General features: G+C 68.8%; 14 protein-coding genes. 8 read left to right on the plus strand and 6 right to left on the minus strand.

Features of this window, described 5'->3' with window-relative positions; genetic code table 11:
• The first annotated feature begins 7 nt into the window (after positions 1 to 7).
• The 6 genes from ACN5KJ_RS10260 to ACN5KJ_RS10285 all read left to right on the plus strand — a co-directional run bounded on the left by ACN5KJ_RS10260 (position 8) and on the right by ACN5KJ_RS10285 (position 8731).
• Positions 8 to 640 (plus strand): DUF2460 domain-containing protein, encoded by a 633-nt coding sequence (locus ACN5KJ_RS10260; RefSeq protein ID WP_347165055.1) that lies wholly within the window; start codon positions 8 to 10, stop codon positions 638 to 640.
• Positions 640 to 1524: a DUF2163 domain-containing protein gene (locus ACN5KJ_RS10265; protein ID WP_418593770.1), complete on the plus strand. Its 885-nt coding sequence runs from the start codon at positions 640 to 642 to the stop codon at positions 1522 to 1524. Before ACN5KJ_RS10260 ends, ACN5KJ_RS10265 begins: the two co-directional genes overlap by 1 nt.
• Positions 1521 to 1952 (plus strand): NlpC/P60 family protein, encoded by a 432-nt coding sequence (locus tag ACN5KJ_RS10270; protein WP_418593771.1) that lies wholly within the window; start codon positions 1521 to 1523, stop codon positions 1950 to 1952. Before ACN5KJ_RS10265 ends, ACN5KJ_RS10270 begins: the two co-directional genes overlap by 4 nt.
• A 3-nt stretch (positions 1953 to 1955) precedes the next feature.
• Positions 1956 to 5939, plus strand: coding sequence for a baseplate multidomain protein megatron (locus ACN5KJ_RS10275; protein WP_418593772.1), 3984 nt, complete (start codon positions 1956 to 1958; stop codon positions 5937 to 5939).
• Between the two features lie 379 nt (positions 5940 to 6318).
• Positions 6319 to 7128, plus strand: a complete 810-nt coding sequence (gene cysE / locus ACN5KJ_RS10280) for a serine O-acetyltransferase (RefSeq protein ID WP_347165052.1) — start codon at positions 6319 to 6321, stop codon at positions 7126 to 7128.
• A 67-nt stretch (positions 7129 to 7195) separates the two neighbouring features.
• Positions 7196 to 8731, plus strand: coding sequence for a hypothetical protein (locus ACN5KJ_RS10285; protein ID WP_418593774.1), 1536 nt, complete (start codon positions 7196 to 7198; stop codon positions 8729 to 8731).
• Here ACN5KJ_RS10285 and ACN5KJ_RS10290 read toward each other — a convergent pair.
• The 4 genes from ACN5KJ_RS10290 to pdhA all read right to left on the minus strand — a co-directional run bounded on the left by ACN5KJ_RS10290 (position 8644) and on the right by pdhA (position 13116).
• Positions 8644 to 9960, minus strand: coding sequence for a pyruvate dehydrogenase complex dihydrolipoamide acetyltransferase (locus tag ACN5KJ_RS10290; RefSeq protein WP_418593775.1), 1317 nt, complete (start codon positions 9958 to 9960; stop codon positions 8644 to 8646). The two genes, ACN5KJ_RS10285 and ACN5KJ_RS10290, sit on opposite strands and share 88 nt — an antisense overlap.
• Positions 9961 to 10281: 321 nt before the next feature.
• Positions 10282 to 10533 (minus strand): hypothetical protein, encoded by a 252-nt coding sequence (locus tag ACN5KJ_RS10295; RefSeq protein ID WP_347165050.1) that lies wholly within the window; start codon positions 10531 to 10533, stop codon positions 10282 to 10284.
• Positions 10530 to 11897, minus strand: a complete 1368-nt coding sequence (locus ACN5KJ_RS10300) for a pyruvate dehydrogenase complex E1 component subunit beta (RefSeq protein WP_418593777.1) — start codon at positions 11895 to 11897, stop codon at positions 10530 to 10532. The genes ACN5KJ_RS10295 and ACN5KJ_RS10300 overlap by 4 nt, the downstream gene beginning before the upstream one ends.
• A 232-nt stretch (positions 11898 to 12129) precedes the next feature.
• Positions 12130 to 13116, minus strand: a complete 987-nt coding sequence (gene pdhA / locus ACN5KJ_RS10305; protein ID WP_418593779.1) for a pyruvate dehydrogenase (acetyl-transferring) E1 component subunit alpha — start codon at positions 13114 to 13116, stop codon at positions 12130 to 12132.
• A gap of 210 nt (positions 13117 to 13326) precedes the next feature.
• Between pdhA and ACN5KJ_RS10310 the strand changes: the two genes are divergently transcribed.
• On the plus strand, positions 13327 to 13713 hold the full coding sequence (locus ACN5KJ_RS10310; protein ID WP_347165048.1) for a DUF6924 domain-containing protein: 387 nt from the start codon (positions 13327 to 13329) through the stop codon (positions 13711 to 13713).
• Between the two features lie 34 nt (positions 13714 to 13747).
• Here the strand turns inward: ACN5KJ_RS10310 and ACN5KJ_RS10315 are convergent, their stop codons facing one another.
• Positions 13748 to 14050 carry an FtsB family cell division protein gene (locus tag ACN5KJ_RS10315; RefSeq protein WP_347165047.1) on the minus strand — a complete coding sequence of 101 codons (303 nt, stop codon included), beginning with the start codon at positions 14048 to 14050 and terminating at the stop codon, positions 13748 to 13750.
• Between the two features lie 191 nt (positions 14051 to 14241).
• Here ACN5KJ_RS10315 and ACN5KJ_RS10320 point away from each other — a divergent pair, with 191 nt between their 5' ends.
• Entirely contained in the window at positions 14242 to 15261 is a 1020-nt protein-coding gene (locus ACN5KJ_RS10320; RefSeq protein WP_418593781.1) for an alpha/beta hydrolase, read from the plus strand.
• A 66-nt stretch (positions 15262 to 15327) separates the two neighbouring features.
• Here the strand turns inward: ACN5KJ_RS10320 and ACN5KJ_RS10325 are convergent, their stop codons facing one another.
• Positions 15328 to 16548, minus strand: a complete 1221-nt coding sequence (locus ACN5KJ_RS10325) for a phosphoglycerate kinase (protein WP_418593783.1) — start codon at positions 16546 to 16548, stop codon at positions 15328 to 15330.
• Between the last annotated feature and the right edge of the window lie 114 nt (positions 16549 to 16662).

Raw genomic sequence — 16662 nt, forward strand, 5'->3', positions numbered from 1 at the left:
GCATCAGATGGCGTTCCATGACGTGAGATTTCCCGCCGACCTGAGCTTTGGCTCCTTCGGCGGGCCCGAGCGGCGCACGGATATCGTGACGCTGACAAGCGGCTTTGAAGAGCGCAACACGCCGTGGCAGCATTCCCGGCGGCGCTACGATGCCGGGTTGGGGCTGCGGTCGCTCGACGATGTCGCCGCGCTGATCGACTTCTTCGAGGCGCGCAGCGGTCAATTGTACGGGTTTCGCTGGAAGGACTGGGCCGACTTCAAGTCGTGCAAACCCTCGGCCAGGATTGATGAGGGGGACCAGGTGATCGCCCGAGGCGATGGCGCCACCCGTGCTTTTCAACTGATCAAGACCTATCGCTCTGGCACCGTCTCATACGCGCGTCCGATCACCAAGCCGGTGTCCGGGACGGTCACGGCGGCGGTGCAGAACACGCCGATGCGCGAGGGCGTCCACTTCGAGATCGACCTGACGACCGGGGTGATCACCTTCAACGAGCCGCCACCCGAAAGTGTGGCGGTCACGGCAGGCTTCGAGTTCGACGTGCCGGTGCGGTTCGACACCGACCGGATCAACGTCTCTGTTGCCAGTTTCCGGGCCGGACAGGTTCCGGACGTGCCGGTGGTGGAGGTGCGGGTCTGATGGGACAGGAGGCATTGCACCGACATCTCGGGACCGGGATCGGGACCGTCGCGCGCGCCTGGTCGGTGACCCGGGTGGATGGTGTCCGCTACGGCTTTACCGATCACGACTGTCCGCTGAGTTTCGGGGGCATGACCTTCCGCGCAAACGCGGGGCTGACGGCCAAGGCGCTTCAGCAGGCCACGGGCCTGTCGGTGGACAATACCGAGGCCATGGGGGCGCTGACCGATGCCGCGATCCGCGAAGAGGATATCGCGGCGGGGCGCTTCGACGACGCCGAGGTGACGGCATGGCTGGTGAACTGGGCCGATGTGGAGGCCCGGCGCGTGATGTTTCGCGGCAGGATCGGCGAGATCCGCCGGGGCGCCGGGGCCTTTCACGCAGAGCTGCGCGGACTGACAGAGGCGCTGAACCGCCCGGTGGGCCGGGTCTACCAGCGCCCCTGTTCGGCGGTGCTGGGGGATGGCGCCTGCGCGGTGGACCTGAGCGCGCCGGGATACCTCTTCGAAGGACCGCTGCTGGGGGTCGAGGACAATCGCGCCTTTCTGGCGGGCCCCCTTGCGGGCTTCGATGCGGGCTGGTTCCAGCGCGGGCGGCTGGAGGTTCTGAGCGGTGCGGCGCAGGGCCTTGCCGCGGCGATCAAACGCGACCGTACCCGCGCGGAGGGCGACCGTGTCATCGAGATCTGGGAGCCGCTGCGCGCAACGCCGACAGCCGGTGACGTGGTCCGCCTCACGGCGGGATGCGACAAGCGGTTCCAGACCTGCCGCTACAAGTTCGGCAATGTGCTGAACTTTCAGGGTTTCCCGGACGTGCCGGAAGAGGACTGGATTGCGGTCCACCCCGCGCAGGCCAAGGCTCTGGGCGGCGGGAGTCGGCGATGAGCGTGGTGGTCGCCGCCGCGCGCGGGTGGATCGGCACGCCCTACGTGCATCAGGCCAGCCTGCGGGGGGCGGGCTGCGATTGTCTGGGGCTGTTGCGCGGTGTCTGGCGCGAGGTACTGGGGCCGGAGCCGGAGGTCACCCCGGCCTACAGCATGGACTGGTCAGAGCCGCAGGGGGACGAGCGTCTGTGGCGCGCCGCGCTGGCGCATCTGGTCGCAAGACCGCTGGAGCGGGCGGCGCCGGGCGACGTCCTGCTGTTCCGCATGCGCGAGGGGTCGGTGGCCAAGCACGTCGGCATTCAGGCGCGCTGCGATGCGGTTCCCAGCTTTGTCCATGCCTATACCGGGCATGGTGTTGTCGAAAGCGCGCTGAGCGCGCCCTGGGCGCGGCGGGTGGTGGCCCGTTTCGCCTTTCCAACCGGAGAATGAGCAATGGCGACGATCCTTCTTTCCGCCGCGGGTGCGGCCCTTGGCAGTTCGCTGGGCGGCTCTGTCCTTGGCCTGTCGATGACGGCGGTCGGACGGTTCATCGGGGCCACCATCGGGCGCAGCCTCGACCAGCGGCTGATGGGGCAGGGCTCTGAGGCGGTCGAGACCGGGCGCATCGAGCGCTTCCGCCTGTCGGGCGCCGGCGAGGGAGCGCCGATCTCGCAGGTCTACGGGCGGATGCGCCTTGGCGGGCATGTCATCTGGGCGTCGGAATTCACCGAGCATGTGGATGAAAGCGGCGGGGGTGGTGGCGGCAAGGGGGCGCCGAAACAGCCCAAGGTGCGGCAGTACAGCTATTCCGTAAGCCTTGCCATTGCCCTGTGCGAGGGCGAGATCACCAGCGTCCAGCGGGTCTGGGCCGACGGTGCAGAGGTCGCGATACGCGACCTGAACATGCGGGTCTACAGGGGCACCCGCGATCAGGCACCCGATCCGACGGTCGAGGCGGTCGAGGGCATTGGCGCCGTGCCCGCCTATCGCGGCACCGCCTATGTGGTCTTCGAGGATCTGAACCTGGAGGTCTTCGGCAACCGCGTGCCGCAGTTCAGCTTCGAGGTCACGCGCCCCGATCTGGGCGACGGCGATCTGCCCGCGATGCTGAAGGGCGTGGCGATGATCCCCGGCACCGGCGAATATGCGCTTGCGACGGAGCCGGTCTACATGAGTTACATGGCCGACCCGGAGGCGCCGCCACCCACGGACAGCCTTTGGACATTTGGCTCGGAGGTTCAGGCGGTCCGACAGACCTCGGGTCCGAAGGTGGCCAATATCAACACGCCCTCGGAAGAGCCGGATTTCAACACCGCGCTCGCGCAGTTGACCGAAGAGGCGCCGCACTGCGGGGCGGCCTCCCTGATCGTCAGCTGGTTCGGCGACGACCTGCGCTGCGGCGATTGCACGATCCGGCCCAAGGTCGAGCAGGCGGAGCACGATGGCGCCACCATGCCGTGGAGCGTCAGCGGGCTTTCCCGCGCAGAGGCCGGGCTTGTGCCGCGCGACGGCGAGCGGCCGGTCTATGGCGGGACGCCCGCCGATGCCTCGGTGATCCAGGCGATCCGGCGGATGCAGGCGCAGGGTCTGGCGGTTCTTTACTATCCCTTCATCCTGATGGACCAGATGGCGGGCAACGGGCTGACGGACCCGTGGAGCGGGGCCACGGATCAGCCGGTTCTGCCGTGGCGCGGTCGCATCTCGCTGAGCGTGGCGCCGGGGCGCGAGGGCTCTCCGGACCGGACCGCGCAGGCGGATGCGGAAGTCGCGGCCTTCTTCGGCACGGCCTCGGCCAGCGACTTCGCGATCGGTTCCGTCAGCGTCGGCTACAGCGGCCCGGACGAGTGGCGCTATCGGCGCTTCATCCTGCATCAGGCGGCCCTTTGCGCGGTCGCGGGCGGGGTGGATTCCTTCTGCATCGGGTCAGAGATGCGCGGTCTGACCCAGATCCGGGGGGCGGGGGGCTTTGCCGCCGTGGCAGCCCTGCGCGACCTTGCGGCGGAGTGCCGGGCGATCCTCGGGCCACAGGTGAAGATCGGTTATGCCGCCGACTGGACCGAGTATTTCGGATATCACCCGCAGGACGGCTCTGGCGACCTGTACTTCCACCTCGATCCGCTCTGGGCCGACGAGACCATCGATTTCGTGGGCATCGACAACTACATGCCGCTGTCCGACTGGCGCGATGGCGACGGCCATGCGGATGCCGGGTGGGGCGCGGTGCACAATATCGACTACCTGCGCGCCAACATCGAGGGCGGCGAAGGCTACGACTGGTATTATCCCTCGCCCGAGGCCTGCGCGGAGCAGCGCCGCGAACCGATCACCGATGGCGCTCATGACGAGCCATGGGTCTGGCGCTACAAGGACATCCGCAACTGGTGGGCGAACCGCCACCACGAACGCATCGGCGGACTCCGGCAGGAGACGCCGACGGATTGGGAGCCGCAGGGCAAGCCGGTCTGGTTCACCGAACTTGGCTGCGCGGCGATCGACAAGGGCACCAATCAGCCGAACAAGTTCCTCGACCCCAAGTCCTCGGAATCCACTTTGCCCCGCTATTCAAACGGGATGCGAGACGAGACCATCCAGCGCCAGTACCTGCGCGCCATGCTGGGCTATTGGGGCGAGCCCGCGCACAACCCGCTGTCCGAGGTCTACGGCGGCCCGATGCTGGACATGAGCCGCGCCTTCGTCTGGGCCTGGGACGCACGGCCCTATCCCTGGTTTCCGGGGCTGGGCGCCCTGTGGTCGGACGGCGGCAACTACCGGCGCGGTCATTGGCTGAACGGGCGGGTGTCGGGGCGGACGCTGGCCTCTGTGGTGACCGAGATATGCCACCGCGTCGGGCTGAGCGATATCGACACGAGCCAGCTGCACGGCTTCGTGCGCGGCTATGTCGTGACCCACGTGCAGGACGCGCGGCGCTCTCTGCAGCCGCTGATGCTGGCGCATGGGTTCGACGCCATCGAGCGCGACGGTGTGCTGGTCTTCCGGATGCGCAGCGGGCGGGGGGCCGTGGACCTCGACCGGGCCGACCTTGCCGTGACCGAGGACATCGAAGGCGACCTGGCCGAGACCCGGGCCGGCGAGGCCGAGATGGCGGGCCGGGTGCGCGTGGGGTTCGTCCTTGCCGACGCGGACCATCAGGTGGTTTCGGAAGAGACCGTCTTGCCGGACGAGCGCACGCACGCGGTATCCGAGACCGGCCTTCAGATGGCGCTGACCCGGGCCGAGGGTCGCCAGACCGCAGAACGCTGGCTGGCCGAGGCGCGGGTGGCGCGCGACACGATGCGCTTTGCCCTGCCGCCGTCGCAGCTGGCGCTGGGGGCGGGGGATATCGTGCGGCTGCCGTCCCGGTCGGGGCCGACGCTGGCCCGGATCGACAAGGTCGAGGTCATGGAGCATCAGGTCGTCGATGCCGTCCGCATCGAGCCGGATGTCTTCCAGCCCTCGCAGGTCGACGAGGCCGACGCCCTGCTTCGGCCCTTCGTGCCGGCGGTGCCGGTGACGCCGGTCTTCCTCGACCTGCCCTTGCTGACCGGCGAGGAAGTCCCGCAGGCCCCGCATCTAGCCCTGACCGCAGAGCCATGGCCGGGCGCTGTCGCGGTCTATGCCTCTGCGGAGGATGCGAATTACGCGCTGAACACCCTTGTGGCGGGGCAATCGGTGGTCGGCGTGACCGAAAACAACCTGTATGCCGCGCCCCCGGGACGGATCGACCGGGGCGAGGCCGTGCATGTCGTCCTGAACGGCGGCGCATTGCAAAGCATCTCGGACGCGGCGCTTCTGGCGGGCGGCAATGTCATGGCCATCGGCGACGGAAGCCCGGGAAACTGGGAGATCTTCCAGTTCCGCGACGCGCAGCTTCTGGCGCCGAACCAGTGGCTTCTGTCGCACCGGTTGCGGGGGCAGGCGGGCAGCGACGGGATCATGCCAGAGGTCTGGCCCGGCGGCTCTATCGTGGTTCTGATGAACGGGATGCCCGGGCAGATTGCCCTGAAGGCGACCGAGCGGCGGCTGAACCGCCACTATCGCATCGGCCCGGCCCGGCGGCCCTATGACGATCCAAGCTACATCCACCGGCAGGGCGCCTTTGACGGCAACGGGCTGCGACCCTACCGGCCCGCCCACCTGCGAGCCGAGGGCACGCCGGGCAGCGACCTTGGCATGAGCTGGGTGCGGCGCACGCGCATCGAGGGCGACAGCTGGGACGGGCTGGAGGTGCCGCTGGGCGAGGAAAGCGAAAGCTACCTGGTGCGCGTTCAGCAGGGGGAGACGGTGATCCGCGAGACCACCACCGCGACGCCGATGTGGACCTATAGCGCTGCGGCGCAGGGGGACGACGCGATCAGCGGCGCCTTCGATATCCATGTCGCGCAGGTCTCGGCCAGCTACGGACCGGGTCCCTTCGCCCGCCTGACGCTGGGTGCATGAGACCAGCGCGGCGATGTCAGCGCCACGGTGCGGGCCTTGCGGGCCGAGGCGCCCGAGGCGCTGGCGCAGCGGCTGCTGACAGAGGCTCGGCGGCGGACAGGGACCGCCGCCACGCCTGCGCAATGCGGGCGGCGGCACGCTGCGGGCGGCGGCGCTTGCCCGCCCGCTTGCCGCCGAGCCCCGGCGTGACGCCCCTGACCACCCAGACCGTCAGTTCCCTGCAATCGAGGCGCCTTCGGCGCGTGCGGTAAGGACCGCCGCGCGGCCCGCACAGGGGGCCTGAACCATCTTCCGCCGCGATCCGGTCTATCACGGATTTGCGTTTCGGCCCGGGGCGACTATCTGCTAGGGTGCCCGGAACAACGGAAGGAAGCCCCCCATGGCCGAAACACGCGCGAAACTGGCCGAAGTCGACCCGGTCTGGGCCCGCATCATGCGGGAAGCCGAGGACGCCGTCAGAGCAGAGCCGCTGCTGGGCGGGATGGTGCATTACTCGATCCTGCACCATCCGACCATCGAGCGGGCGCTCAGCTACCGGATCTCCCTGAAACTCGCCAATGGCGAGATGTCTGAACAGATCATCCGCGAGATCTGCGACGAGGCCTATTCGGCGGAGCCGGAACTGTCCCTGAGCGCGCGCGCCGATATCGCCGCCACCTACGACCGCGACCCGGCCTGCCATCGCTTCCTGCAGCCGCTGCTGTTCTTCAAGGGCTTTCAGGCGGTGCAGGCCTATCGCGTGGCGCATTGGCTGTGGACCGAAGGCCGCCGCGACCTGTCGTATTTCTTCCAGATGCGGTCCTCGGAGGTTTTCGGCATCGACATCCATCCCGCCGCGCGCATCGGTAAGGGCATCATGATCGACCACGCGCACAGCATCGTCATCGGCGAGACGGCGGTGGTGGGCGACAACGTGTCGATGCTGCATTCGGTGACGCTGGGCGGGACCGGCAAGGAAGAGGAAGACCGCCATCCGAAGATCGGCAACGGCGTGCTGATCGGTGCCGGCGCCAAGGTGCTGGGCAATATCCAGATCGGCAGCTGTTCGCGCATCGCCGCCGGGTCCGTGGTGCTGAAGGACGTGCCGCCCTGCAAGACGGTGGCGGGCGTGCCCGCCAAGATCGTCGGCGAGGCGGGATGCGATCAGCCCTCGGTATCGATGGACCAGCTGCTCGGCTTTCAGACCTGACCTGTCACAGGGCGGTCACCCGGTGCGCCGGGGGGCCGTGACGCTGCTTTGTCGGAAGGGTAGAGCCGTGCCATTCCAGAGCCTTGCAAGGCAGACCGCTGCCCTGTGCCTGCTGGCCCTGCCGGTCGTGGCGCAGGAGACGCTGGTGGTGACAACCGTCGCCGATTCCGGCGAGGGATCGCTGCGCGCGGCGCTGGAGCAGGCCTCGGGGCAGGAGGCGCCCGCGACCATCGTGATCTTCGCCGAGGGCGATATCGCCATCGAGGACACGCTGACCTACAGCGGGCAGGCCCCCCTGTCGCTGTTCGGGAACGCGACGCGGATCACCGCGCAGCGCGATGTGACGCTGCTGTCGCTGACCGGCGGCGCCGATCTCTACATGCGCAACATCCGTCTGGAAGGGCCGGGCGGCTGGGATCTGGAGAACCGCAGCGCCGGACCGGCGGGCAAGGGGCTGTTCGTCGCCCTGCGCGCCGAACAGACCGGCAGCCTGAGCGTCGAGCTCGAGAACGTGCAGGTCACCGGCACGGCGGGGCACGGCATCCATGTCACGGACTGCCTTCGGGTCGAGGATTGCGGGGCGGATGCGGGCGGCCAAGACGGTTCTGCCGCCTCGATCCTTCTGCGCTTGAACGGGGCAGAGGTGCTGGGCGCCGGTCGCGGCGCCTTGGGGGCGGACGGCCTGCGGGTGGAGGAGCGCGGCGACGGCGGGATCACGCTGCTGCTGAACAATGTGCGCTTTGCCGAGAATGGCGGCAACGGCATCGCGCTGGACGAGGGGCAGGGCGGCGATGTGGTGCTGCGCTCGTCCGGGTCCGCCTTCGAGACAAACGGCGGCTATTGCGATCCGGACCGGCTGGCGCCCTTCCTGCCCGACCCGCCCGAGGGCAGCTTCGACCCCGGTGCGATGGCACGGGACGCCATCCCCGGCGCGGTCGGCGGCTCGCCGGAGGATGCCTGTTTCGAGCGCAGGGTGGCGTTGCACGGCGACGGGTCGGTGGCGGACTACGCCTTTGCCCTCAAGGCCGGTGACGGCGTCGAGATCCACGAGGCCGGGCCCGGCGCGATCCATGCGCTGATCGAGCGGGCGGGGGTGATCGGAAACTTCGGTGCGGGGCTGGATTTCGCCGAGACGGGCGGGGGCGACATCCGGTCCACCCTGATCGGCACCTTCGCGCGACAATGCGGGCGACGCCTATGGGCACCGCGAAACGGGACCGGGCGCGGTGACCGGCGCTTTGGCGGGCGCGGTGGCGGAGGGCAATGGCGGCCGGGGGTTTGTCTTCGCGGAAGAGGGGGCGGGCGATCTGACCGTGACGGGCTACCGGCTGCGCAGCCAGTACAACAACGGCGAGGGGCCGGGGGTGGAAGCGCTGCAGCTGGGGGCCGGAACCGGGGCCGTCACGCTTGGCCAGAGCCAGATCAGCGACGGCGTCGAGGGGGACGGTGTCGCGGTGACGCTGGACGAGTGACGCCGGGGCGGGCCGGTTTCGGGCTGGCGGGCGCGCTGTCGCCTCAGGCCAGCATGACCAGCGGATTTTCCAGGGCCTCGACGATGGCGGCCAGCAATTCCGCGCCGAGCGCGCCGTCGATGACCCGGTGATCGACGCTGAGCGTGGCGGTCATGACGGTCGCGACTGCCAGGCCGCCGTCCTCTGTCACCACCGGCTTCTTCACCCCGGCGCCCACCGCCAGAATCGCCCCGTGGGGCGGGTTGATCACCGCGTCGAAGCTGTCGATCCCGAACATCCCGAGGTTCGAGATGGCAAAGCTGCCGCCCTGATACTCCTGCGGTGCCAGCTTGCGGTCGCGGGCGCGGGCGGCGAGGTCCTTCATCTCTGCCGAGAGGGCCGAGAGGCTCTTGGCCTGTGCATCGCGCAGAACCGGGGTGAAAAGCCCGCCCTCGACGGCGACCGCCACGGCCACGTCCGAAGGCTCCAGCTGCAGGATGCGGTCCCCCGCCCAGACGGCGTTGGCGGCGGGCACCTGTTGCAGCGCATGGGCGCAGGCCTTGATGATGAAGTCGTTGACGCTGAGCTTCACGCCGCGCGCGGCAAGGCCGGCATTCATCTCCGCCCGCAGGTCGAGCAGCGCGTCGAGACGGATGTCGCGGCGCAGGTAGAAATGCGGGATGGTCTGCTTGGCCTCGCTCAGACGGTCGGCGATGGTGCGGCGCATCCCGTCGAGCGCGATCTCGCGGTGCGGGCGGTCGGCATAGAGCCGCGCCACGTCCCCGGTGGCGGCTGGCCGGGAGGGGACGGGTGTCTGGGTGGAGGGAGTGGTCCGGGCCGGGGCAGGGCGCGTTTCGGCGGTCTCGACATCGGCGCGGACGATGCGGCCGCGCGGGCCCGAGCCAGTCAGCGCCGAGAGATCGATGCCGCGATCCGCGGCGATGCGCCGGGCCAGCGGCGAGGCGAAGACCCGCGCGCCGTCCCGGCCCTGCGGGGCGGGGCGGGCGGCCTTCTCGCCGGCCCCCTGCGGGGCCACCTCGGCGGCCGCGGTTGCCCCGGCGGCGGATGGCGCCGTGTCGGCCCCGGCGGCGGGGGCAACCGGCGCGGCTGCGGCGCTGTCGAGATCCCCGGCGCTCTCGCCCTCGGCCAGAAGCAGGGCGATGGGCGTGTTGACCGCCACGCCCGCCGTGCCCTCGGGTACGAGGATCGCCCCCACCGTGCCCTCGTCCGCGGCCTCGAATTCCATCGTGGCCTTGTCGGTTTCGATCTCGGCGATCACGTCGCCGGAGGCGACGCTGTCGCCTTCCTTCACCAGCCAGCGGGACAGGGTGCCATCCTCCATGGTGGGCGAGAGCGCGGGCATCAGGATCTGGATCGGCATGGGTCGGCTTTCGTGGCGGGGTGGGATGCGAGAGGCGCTGCCTCTCGCGCTCTCCGGGATACTTTCAGACAGAAGAAGGCAGGAGGGCGATGGAAGGCGGGGGCGTGACGTCATGGGGCGCGGGCGGGGGCTTTCCCTGCGCGCGGGGGCTTGCGGCGGGGGCGCGCCGTGCGGCGATGCCTTTGTCGGCCTGCGGTTGGCGGGGGTGGGGGCCGGGGCGCCGGTCGCCGGACATCAGGTCGTCCGGCACGGGTGCGGCGCCATGGGCGGCCTTTCCCCGGCAGGCGTGCTGCGCGATATCGCCACCCCGGACCTGCGGGGTCATGTCGCTGCCCCGGTCAGCTGGATGCGGTCGAAGGGGGCGGGGGGCGTGCGGCCCCGCGACAAGGTTTCGAGGGCCTGCGCGATCTCTGAGGCCTGCGCGGCGATCCATTCCTCGGCATCGGTCTGCGCGGTGCTGCCGGTCTGATCGGCCACCAGTTCGGCGGGGATCAGCCCGTGGGTTTCGCCGCCCCGCAGGGCCACGCGGTAGCCGCCCCTGCCGTCCGGGCCGTCGAGTTCGAGGGGGCTCATCTGTAGGTTACCTTTCTCACCGCCTCGATGACCTCGTCGGTGGTCACCAGCGCGTGTTTCTCGAGGTTGGCCGCATAGGGCATGGGCACGTCCTTGCCGGTCAGGTTGATCACCGGGGCGTCCAGCCAGTCGAAGGCCTGATCCATCAGCACCGCCGAGATGTGGTTGCCGATGGCGCCGACCGGGAAGCCCTCTTCGATGGTGACACAACGGTTGGTCTTTTGCACGGAGGCGATCACCGTCGCGGTATCCATCGGGCGCAGGCTGCGCAGGTCGACGACCTCGGCGCTGATGCCCTCCGCCGCCAGTTTCTCTGCCGCTTCGAGCGCGTAGGTCATGCCGATGCCGAAGCTGACCAGCGTCACATCCGTGCCCCCGCGCCAGATCCGGGCCTTGCCGAAGGGCACGGTGTAATCGTCCAGCCGGGGGACCTCGAAGGAGCGGCCGTAGAGGATCTCGTTCTCGAGGAAGATCACCGGGTTGGGGTCGCGGATCGCCGATTTCAGCAGGCCCTTGGCGTCCGAGGCGGAATAGGGCATCGCCACCTTCAGGCCGGGGATGTGGCTGTACCAGGCGGCGTAGTCCTGGCTGTGCTGGGCGCCGACGCGGGCGGCGGCGCCGTTGGGGCCGCGAAAGACGATGGGACAGCCCATCTGGCCGCCGGACATATACAGCGTCTTGGCGGCAGAATTGATAATCTGGTCAATGGCCTGCATGGCGAAGTTGAAGGTCATGAACTCGACCACGGGCTTCAGCCCGCCGAAGGCCGCGCCGACGCCGATCCCGGCAAAGCCGTGTTCCGTGATCGGCGTGTCGATCACCCGGCGGGCGCCGAATTCGTCCAGCAGGCCCTGGCTGATCTTGTAGGCGCCCTGGTACTCGCCCACCTCTTCACCCATCAGGAAGACATCGCCGTCGGCCCGCATCTCCTCGGCCATGGCATCGCGCAGCGCCTCGCGGACGGTCTGCTTCTTGACCTTGGTGCCCTCGGGCCACTCCGGCTGCATGCGGGCGGGTTCGGGATGCGCCCTGGCCGCCGCCGGTGCGCTTTCCGAGGTCAGAGTCCTGTCGGCGGGCACCGGCTGCTGCGCGGGGCCGGAGGGCGCGGCCTGGGCGCTTTCGCCCTCTTCGACCAGCACGGCAATGGGGGTGTTCACTGCCACATTCGCCGTGCCCTCGGCCACCAGCAGGCGCCCGACGATGCCCTCGTCGACGGCTTCGAACTCCATCGTCGCCTTGTCGGTCTCGATCTCGGCGAGGATATCGCCGGAGGACACGCGGTCGCCCTCTTTCACCAGCCATTTCGCCAGGGTCCCTTCCTCCATCGTCGGAGAAAGTGCGGGCATTAGGATTTCTGTCGCCATATTAGGGGGTTACTCCGTAAAGCTCGCGTGGAACGCTGTCATCGCGGCAATCGGGCGAACGGCGCGTGCGCGCGTGTGGTCGCCCTTCGGGCCCGGGCCGGGCCGGTCGGTCGCCTTGGTGGCCGTGCAGGCCTTGCCCGCATCCTGCGCGGGGGCGGACAAGGGCGGCAGGGCAGGAAGAAGGGGCAGTCGGGTCACGGCAAACCTCCCGTCGGCGTGGGGGAAAGGGCGCTCAGGCCTCTGCGTAGATGTCGGTGTACAGTTCGTCGAGCGGCGGCTCGGGGCTTTCGCGGGCGAAGTCGGCGGCCTCGGACACCACGGCCTTGATTTCCTTGTCGATGGCCTTGAGGTCGTCCTCGGACGCGTGTTTGCCCTGCAAGAGCATTTCGCGGACGTGGTCGATGGGGTCGCGTTCCTCGCGCATCTTCTGCACCTCTTCGCGGGTGCGGTACTTGGCCGGGTCGGACATGGAATGGCCGCGATAGCGGTAGGTCTTGACCTCGAGGATATAGGGACCCTTGCCGGCGCGGCAGTGCTTCACCGCCTTTGCGCCCGCGTCCCGGACCGCGAGCACATCCATGCCGTCGACGATTTCCCCGGGAATGCCAAAGGCCTGGCCCCGGGTGTAGAGGTCGGGCGTCGAGGTCGAGCGGGCCTGCGCCGTGCCCATGGCGTACTGGTTGTTCTCGATCACGAAGATCACCGGCAGCTTCCACAGCGCGGCCATGTTGAAGGTCTCGTAGACCTGACCCTGATTCGCGGCGCCGTCGCCGAAATAGGTGAAGGTCACGCGATCGGTGCCGCGGTACTTGTCGGCAAAGGCCAGGCCCGCGCCCAGCGGCACCTGCGCGCCGACGATGCCATGGCCGCCGTAGAAGTCCTTCTCGCGGCTGAACATATGCATGCTGCCGCCCTTGCCCTTGGAATAGCCGCCCTCGCGTCCCGTCAGTTCGGCCATGACGCCCTTGGGGTCCATGCCGCAGGCCAGCATGTGGCCGTGGTCACGGTACGAGGTGATGCGCTTGTCGCCCGCGTCCGCCGCGGCCTCGAGCCCGACGACAACCGCCTCCTGACCGATGTACAGGTGGCAGAAGCCGCCGATCAGCCCCATGCCGTAGAGCTGCCCGGCCTTCTCTTCGAAGCGGCGGATCAGCAGCATGTCGCGATACCAGGCCCGAAGCGTGTCGGCCGGGACATTGGATGCCTTGCGCGGCGCCATGGCCTCTCCTCCCAAGGAATGGTTTAGCGTTGAACGGTCCGGCAGAGCCTAGCGCGATGACATCGCGCCGTAAAGCGTCCGCAAGATTGTTTCACGCTGCACCTGCGAAGCTGCTTTTTTATTTTTCGCGCGGCGGAAACCCCCGTGATCATCGCGCGTTCCCCGTGGCGAAACGCGCATTTGATGCGCACTTTATGAGTGAGTGATCCCATGGACGACGAGACGATCAAACTGATCCGCACCGACTACAGCGACGATACCGCGTGGGAGGCGCTGACAGAGGTGGCGACCCGCGAAAATGCCATCGGCTTTGCCGGGGAATTCGACCTTGTCGAGGACCCGGAGCTTGACGGGATGGAGCCTGTCGACCTGGCCGAGCGGTTCCCCGACGACGCGATCCTGCTGATCGCCGACGACCATGCCTTCAGCGACCAGACATGGCCGATCCTGTGCTACGATACCGAAAGCGACCGCGAGTTCCGGGTGCCGGCCAAGGACGCATGGGGCGTCGAAAGCAACCTCGGCACCGGCACGATGGATTTCGAGGACATGCTGGGCATGACCGACGAGGACGGCGTCTTCATGGTTCCGGCATAGGCCGGGCAGGGCGCTGCGGGCCGCCCGCGGCGCGTCAGTTCACCACGATCTCGTCGGTCCGCACGAGGCCCAGCACATCGCGGGCCTGCTGGTCCAGCAGGTCGAGGTCGAGGAACTCGTCCGACAGCCGGTGGGTCAGGTTCTCCAGCCGCGCGACCTCCTGGTTCACGGCGGCCAGTTCCGCCGTCAGCCTCTGGCCCTCGGACACGATCTCGGCCCGGCGGAACAGGCCAAAGTCGCCCTGCACGGCGGCGAAGGTGAAATAGGCGGTCAGCGTCAGCGTCAGCGTGAAGAAGACAAGGACGCCAAGGGTCGGGCGGGCTTTGCGGGTGGTCATGTCTCGGGCCTCGGTTGCGCCTCTTGCGTGGGCGCGTGGCGGCGATGGTCGCATGGCCGCAGGGCGGGGAAAAGGGGCCGCGATTCGCCCGGCTCGAATCGGCCGGTCAGCGTTGCATTCCTGCCAGTGCGAAGAGCGCGGCGGGGGAGAATGCCTCTGGTCAACGGGGGGCAGGGTTGTAGCATGCGCGCATGACTCGGCTTGCCCTTCTCCTCTGCTGCCTGATGGTCCTGCCCGGCTGTGCCGCGCGTGGCGTCATGTCGGTCGTGCCGCCGGGCACCGGGACCACCGGTGTGGTGCAGCCGGTTTTCGTCGCCTCGAACCGGCACGCGGCGTCGAACACGCCGAATGCGCTGGAGATGCTCTTCGGGCAGGATTTCGGCGACAGCCGCAATTTCAGGATGCACTACGCGCGGGTCGGGGTGTCGATCCCGCCCACCCATGCCGAGGGCAACATCGAATGGCCCGGCAGCGCCCCCCCGGACCCGGCGCAGCATTTCGTGACCGTCGAGCAGACCCTCTACGATGACGCGCCAAGCTTTCTTGCGGCACTGAAGGCGGCGGAGCCACCGGGCGCGACCGAGGTCGTGGTCTTCGTGCATGGCTTCAACGTCAACAATGCCGAGGCGGTCTACCGGCTGGCGCAGATCGCCCATGATTTCGAGGCGGGGGTGCCGGTGGTGACCTATTCATGGCCCTCCGCAGGCAGCCCGCGCGGCTATGTCTACGATCGCGACAGCGTGATCTTCTCGCGCGACGGGCTCGAATCGCTGCTGCGCATGCTGACCGAGGGCAATCGCCGGGTGCTGCTGGTGGCCCATTCCATGGGCAGCCAGCTGGTGATGGAAACGCTGCGGCAGATCTCGATCTCGGGGCACAGGGCGCCGCTGGAGCGGATTTCGGGCGTGGCGCTGATCAGTCCCGACATCGACGAGGATGTCTTTGTGCAGCAGGCGCACCGGATCCGGCCCTTTCCGCAGCCCTTCGCGCTGATGGTGTCGCGGCAGGACCGGGCGCTGAACCTGTCGTCGTGGATCACCGGCACGCCGTCGCGGCTGGGGTCGATCAGCAACCCGGCGCGGCTGAGGGGTCTGCCAGTGCAGGTCATCGACCTGTCGGGCTATCGCGGCGGTGATCGGACGGGCCACAGCACCGCCTTCACCGCCCCGGCGGCGATCCAGTTGCTGAAGACCCTCGACGTCGGCGGCTAGGGGCCGGAAATCGCGACGATTTCCGGCGCAAATTCCGGGGCGGAATTTGCCCGCCCCGCCGCTGCTTCACAGCTCGTCGTCGGGCTCGGGCGCCTCGCCGGTGTCGAGGGCCGCGACGCCCGGCAGCTCCTTGCCCTCCATCCACTCGAGGAAGGCGCCCCCGGCGGTGGAGATGTAGGAGAAGTCCGAGGCCACCCCGGCCTTGTTCAGCGCCGCCACCGTATCGCCACCGCCGGCGACAGAGACCAGCTTGCCCTGTTCGGTCAGCTCTGCCGCGTGTTTCGCGGCGGCATTGGTGGCGGTGTCGAAGGGCTCGATCTCGAAGGCGCCCAGCGGGCCGTTCCAGATCAGCGTCTTGGCGCGGTCGAAGGCCTGCGCCACATGCGCCACGCTGTCGGGACCGGCGTCGAGGATCATCGCGTCCGCCGGGCAGTCCTCGGCCTTGACCACCTCGCTTTCGGCGCCCGCCTTGAATTCGCGCGCCACCACGACATCGCGGGGCAGCAGCACCTCGCAGCCGGTTTCGGCGGCCTTGGCGGCAATCGCGCGGGCGGTCTCGGCCATGTCGTGCTCGCAGAGTGATTTGCCCACGTCCACGCCCTGTGCGGCGAGGAAGGTGTTCGCCATGCCGCCGCCGATCACCAGGATATCGACCTTCTCGACGAGGTTGCCCAGGAGATCGAGCTTGGTCGAGACCTTGGCCCCGCCCACGACGGCCACCACCGGACGCTCGGGGGTGCCGAGCGCGCTTTCCAGCGCCTCCAGCTCTGCCTGCATCAGCCGCCCGGCACAGGCGGGCAGCAGATGCGCCAGCCCGGTGGTCGAGGCATGGGCGCGGTGCGCCGCCGAGAAGGCGTCGTTGCAGTAGACGTCGCCCAGCTCTGCCATGGCCTGCGCCAGCGCCGGGTCGTTCTTTTCCTCGCCCGCGTGAAAACGGGTGTTTTCCAGCAGCGCGATCTGGTTCTCGCCCAGCCCGTCGATGACCGCCTGCGCGGCGGGACCGATGCAATCGGCGGCAAAGACCACCTCGACGCCCAGCACGGCCTCGAGCGCGGGGATCAGCGGTTGCAGGCTCATGTCGGCGCGGCGCTCGCCCTTGGGGCGGCCGAAATGCGCCAGTAGAACGGGCTTGCCGGACTTGTCCAGAATGGTCTGGATGGTGGCGGCGATGCGCTCGATCCGGGTGGTGTCGGTGACGGTCCCGTTCTCGACGGGTACGTTGATGTCGACCCGGGTCAGCACGCGTTTGCCGTCGAGGTCCATGTCGTCGAGGGTCTTCCAGGCCATTGCGTTCTCCCGTCTGCGGTCCGTTCCCGAGGTCTGCCTTGAAGCGCGGCGCGCGTCAACGCCGTCTTGGCAAGGCGGCCCGCAGGGATTACCTGTGGGCGCGACATCCAATGG

It is taken from the genome of Ponticoccus sp. (in: a-proteobacteria) (assembly GCF_048381735.1).

Excerpts from the sequence above, each read along its gene's own strand:
- ACN5KJ_RS10260 (WP_347165055.1), top strand. The coding sequence starts at position 8 with ATGGCGTTCCATGACGTGAGATTTCCCGCCGACCTGAGCTTTGGCTCC.
- ACN5KJ_RS10265 (WP_418593770.1), top strand. The coding sequence starts at position 640 with ATGGGACAGGAGGCATTGCACCGACATCTCGGGACCGGGATCGGGACC.
- ACN5KJ_RS10270 (WP_418593771.1), top strand. The coding sequence starts at position 1,521 with ATGAGCGTGGTGGTCGCCGCCGCGCGCGGGTGGATCGGCACGCCCTAC.
- ACN5KJ_RS10275 (WP_418593772.1), top strand. The coding sequence starts at position 1,956 with ATGGCGACGATCCTTCTTTCCGCCGCGGGTGCGGCCCTTGGCAGTTCG.
- cysE (WP_347165052.1), top strand. The coding sequence starts at position 6,319 with ATGGCCGAAACACGCGCGAAACTGGCCGAAGTCGACCCGGTCTGGGCC.
- ACN5KJ_RS10290 (WP_418593775.1), bottom strand. The coding sequence starts at position 9,960 with ATGCCGATCCAGATCCTGATGCCCGCGCTCTCGCCCACCATGGAGGAT.
- ACN5KJ_RS10295 (WP_347165050.1), bottom strand. The coding sequence starts at position 10,533 with ATGAGCCCCCTCGAACTCGACGGCCCGGACGGCAGGGGCGGCTACCGC.
- ACN5KJ_RS10300 (WP_418593777.1), bottom strand. The coding sequence starts at position 11,897 with ATGGCGACAGAAATCCTAATGCCCGCACTTTCTCCGACGATGGAGGAA.
- pdhA (WP_418593779.1), bottom strand. The coding sequence starts at position 13,116 with ATGGCGCCGCGCAAGGCATCCAATGTCCCGGCCGACACGCTTCGGGCC.
- ACN5KJ_RS10310 (WP_347165048.1), top strand. The coding sequence starts at position 13,327 with ATGGACGACGAGACGATCAAACTGATCCGCACCGACTACAGCGACGAT.
- ACN5KJ_RS10315 (WP_347165047.1), bottom strand. The coding sequence starts at position 14,050 with ATGACCACCCGCAAAGCCCGCCCGACCCTTGGCGTCCTTGTCTTCTTC.
- ACN5KJ_RS10320 (WP_418593781.1), top strand. The coding sequence starts at position 14,242 with ATGACTCGGCTTGCCCTTCTCCTCTGCTGCCTGATGGTCCTGCCCGGC.
- ACN5KJ_RS10325 (WP_418593783.1), bottom strand. The coding sequence starts at position 16,548 with ATGGCCTGGAAGACCCTCGACGACATGGACCTCGACGGCAAACGCGTG.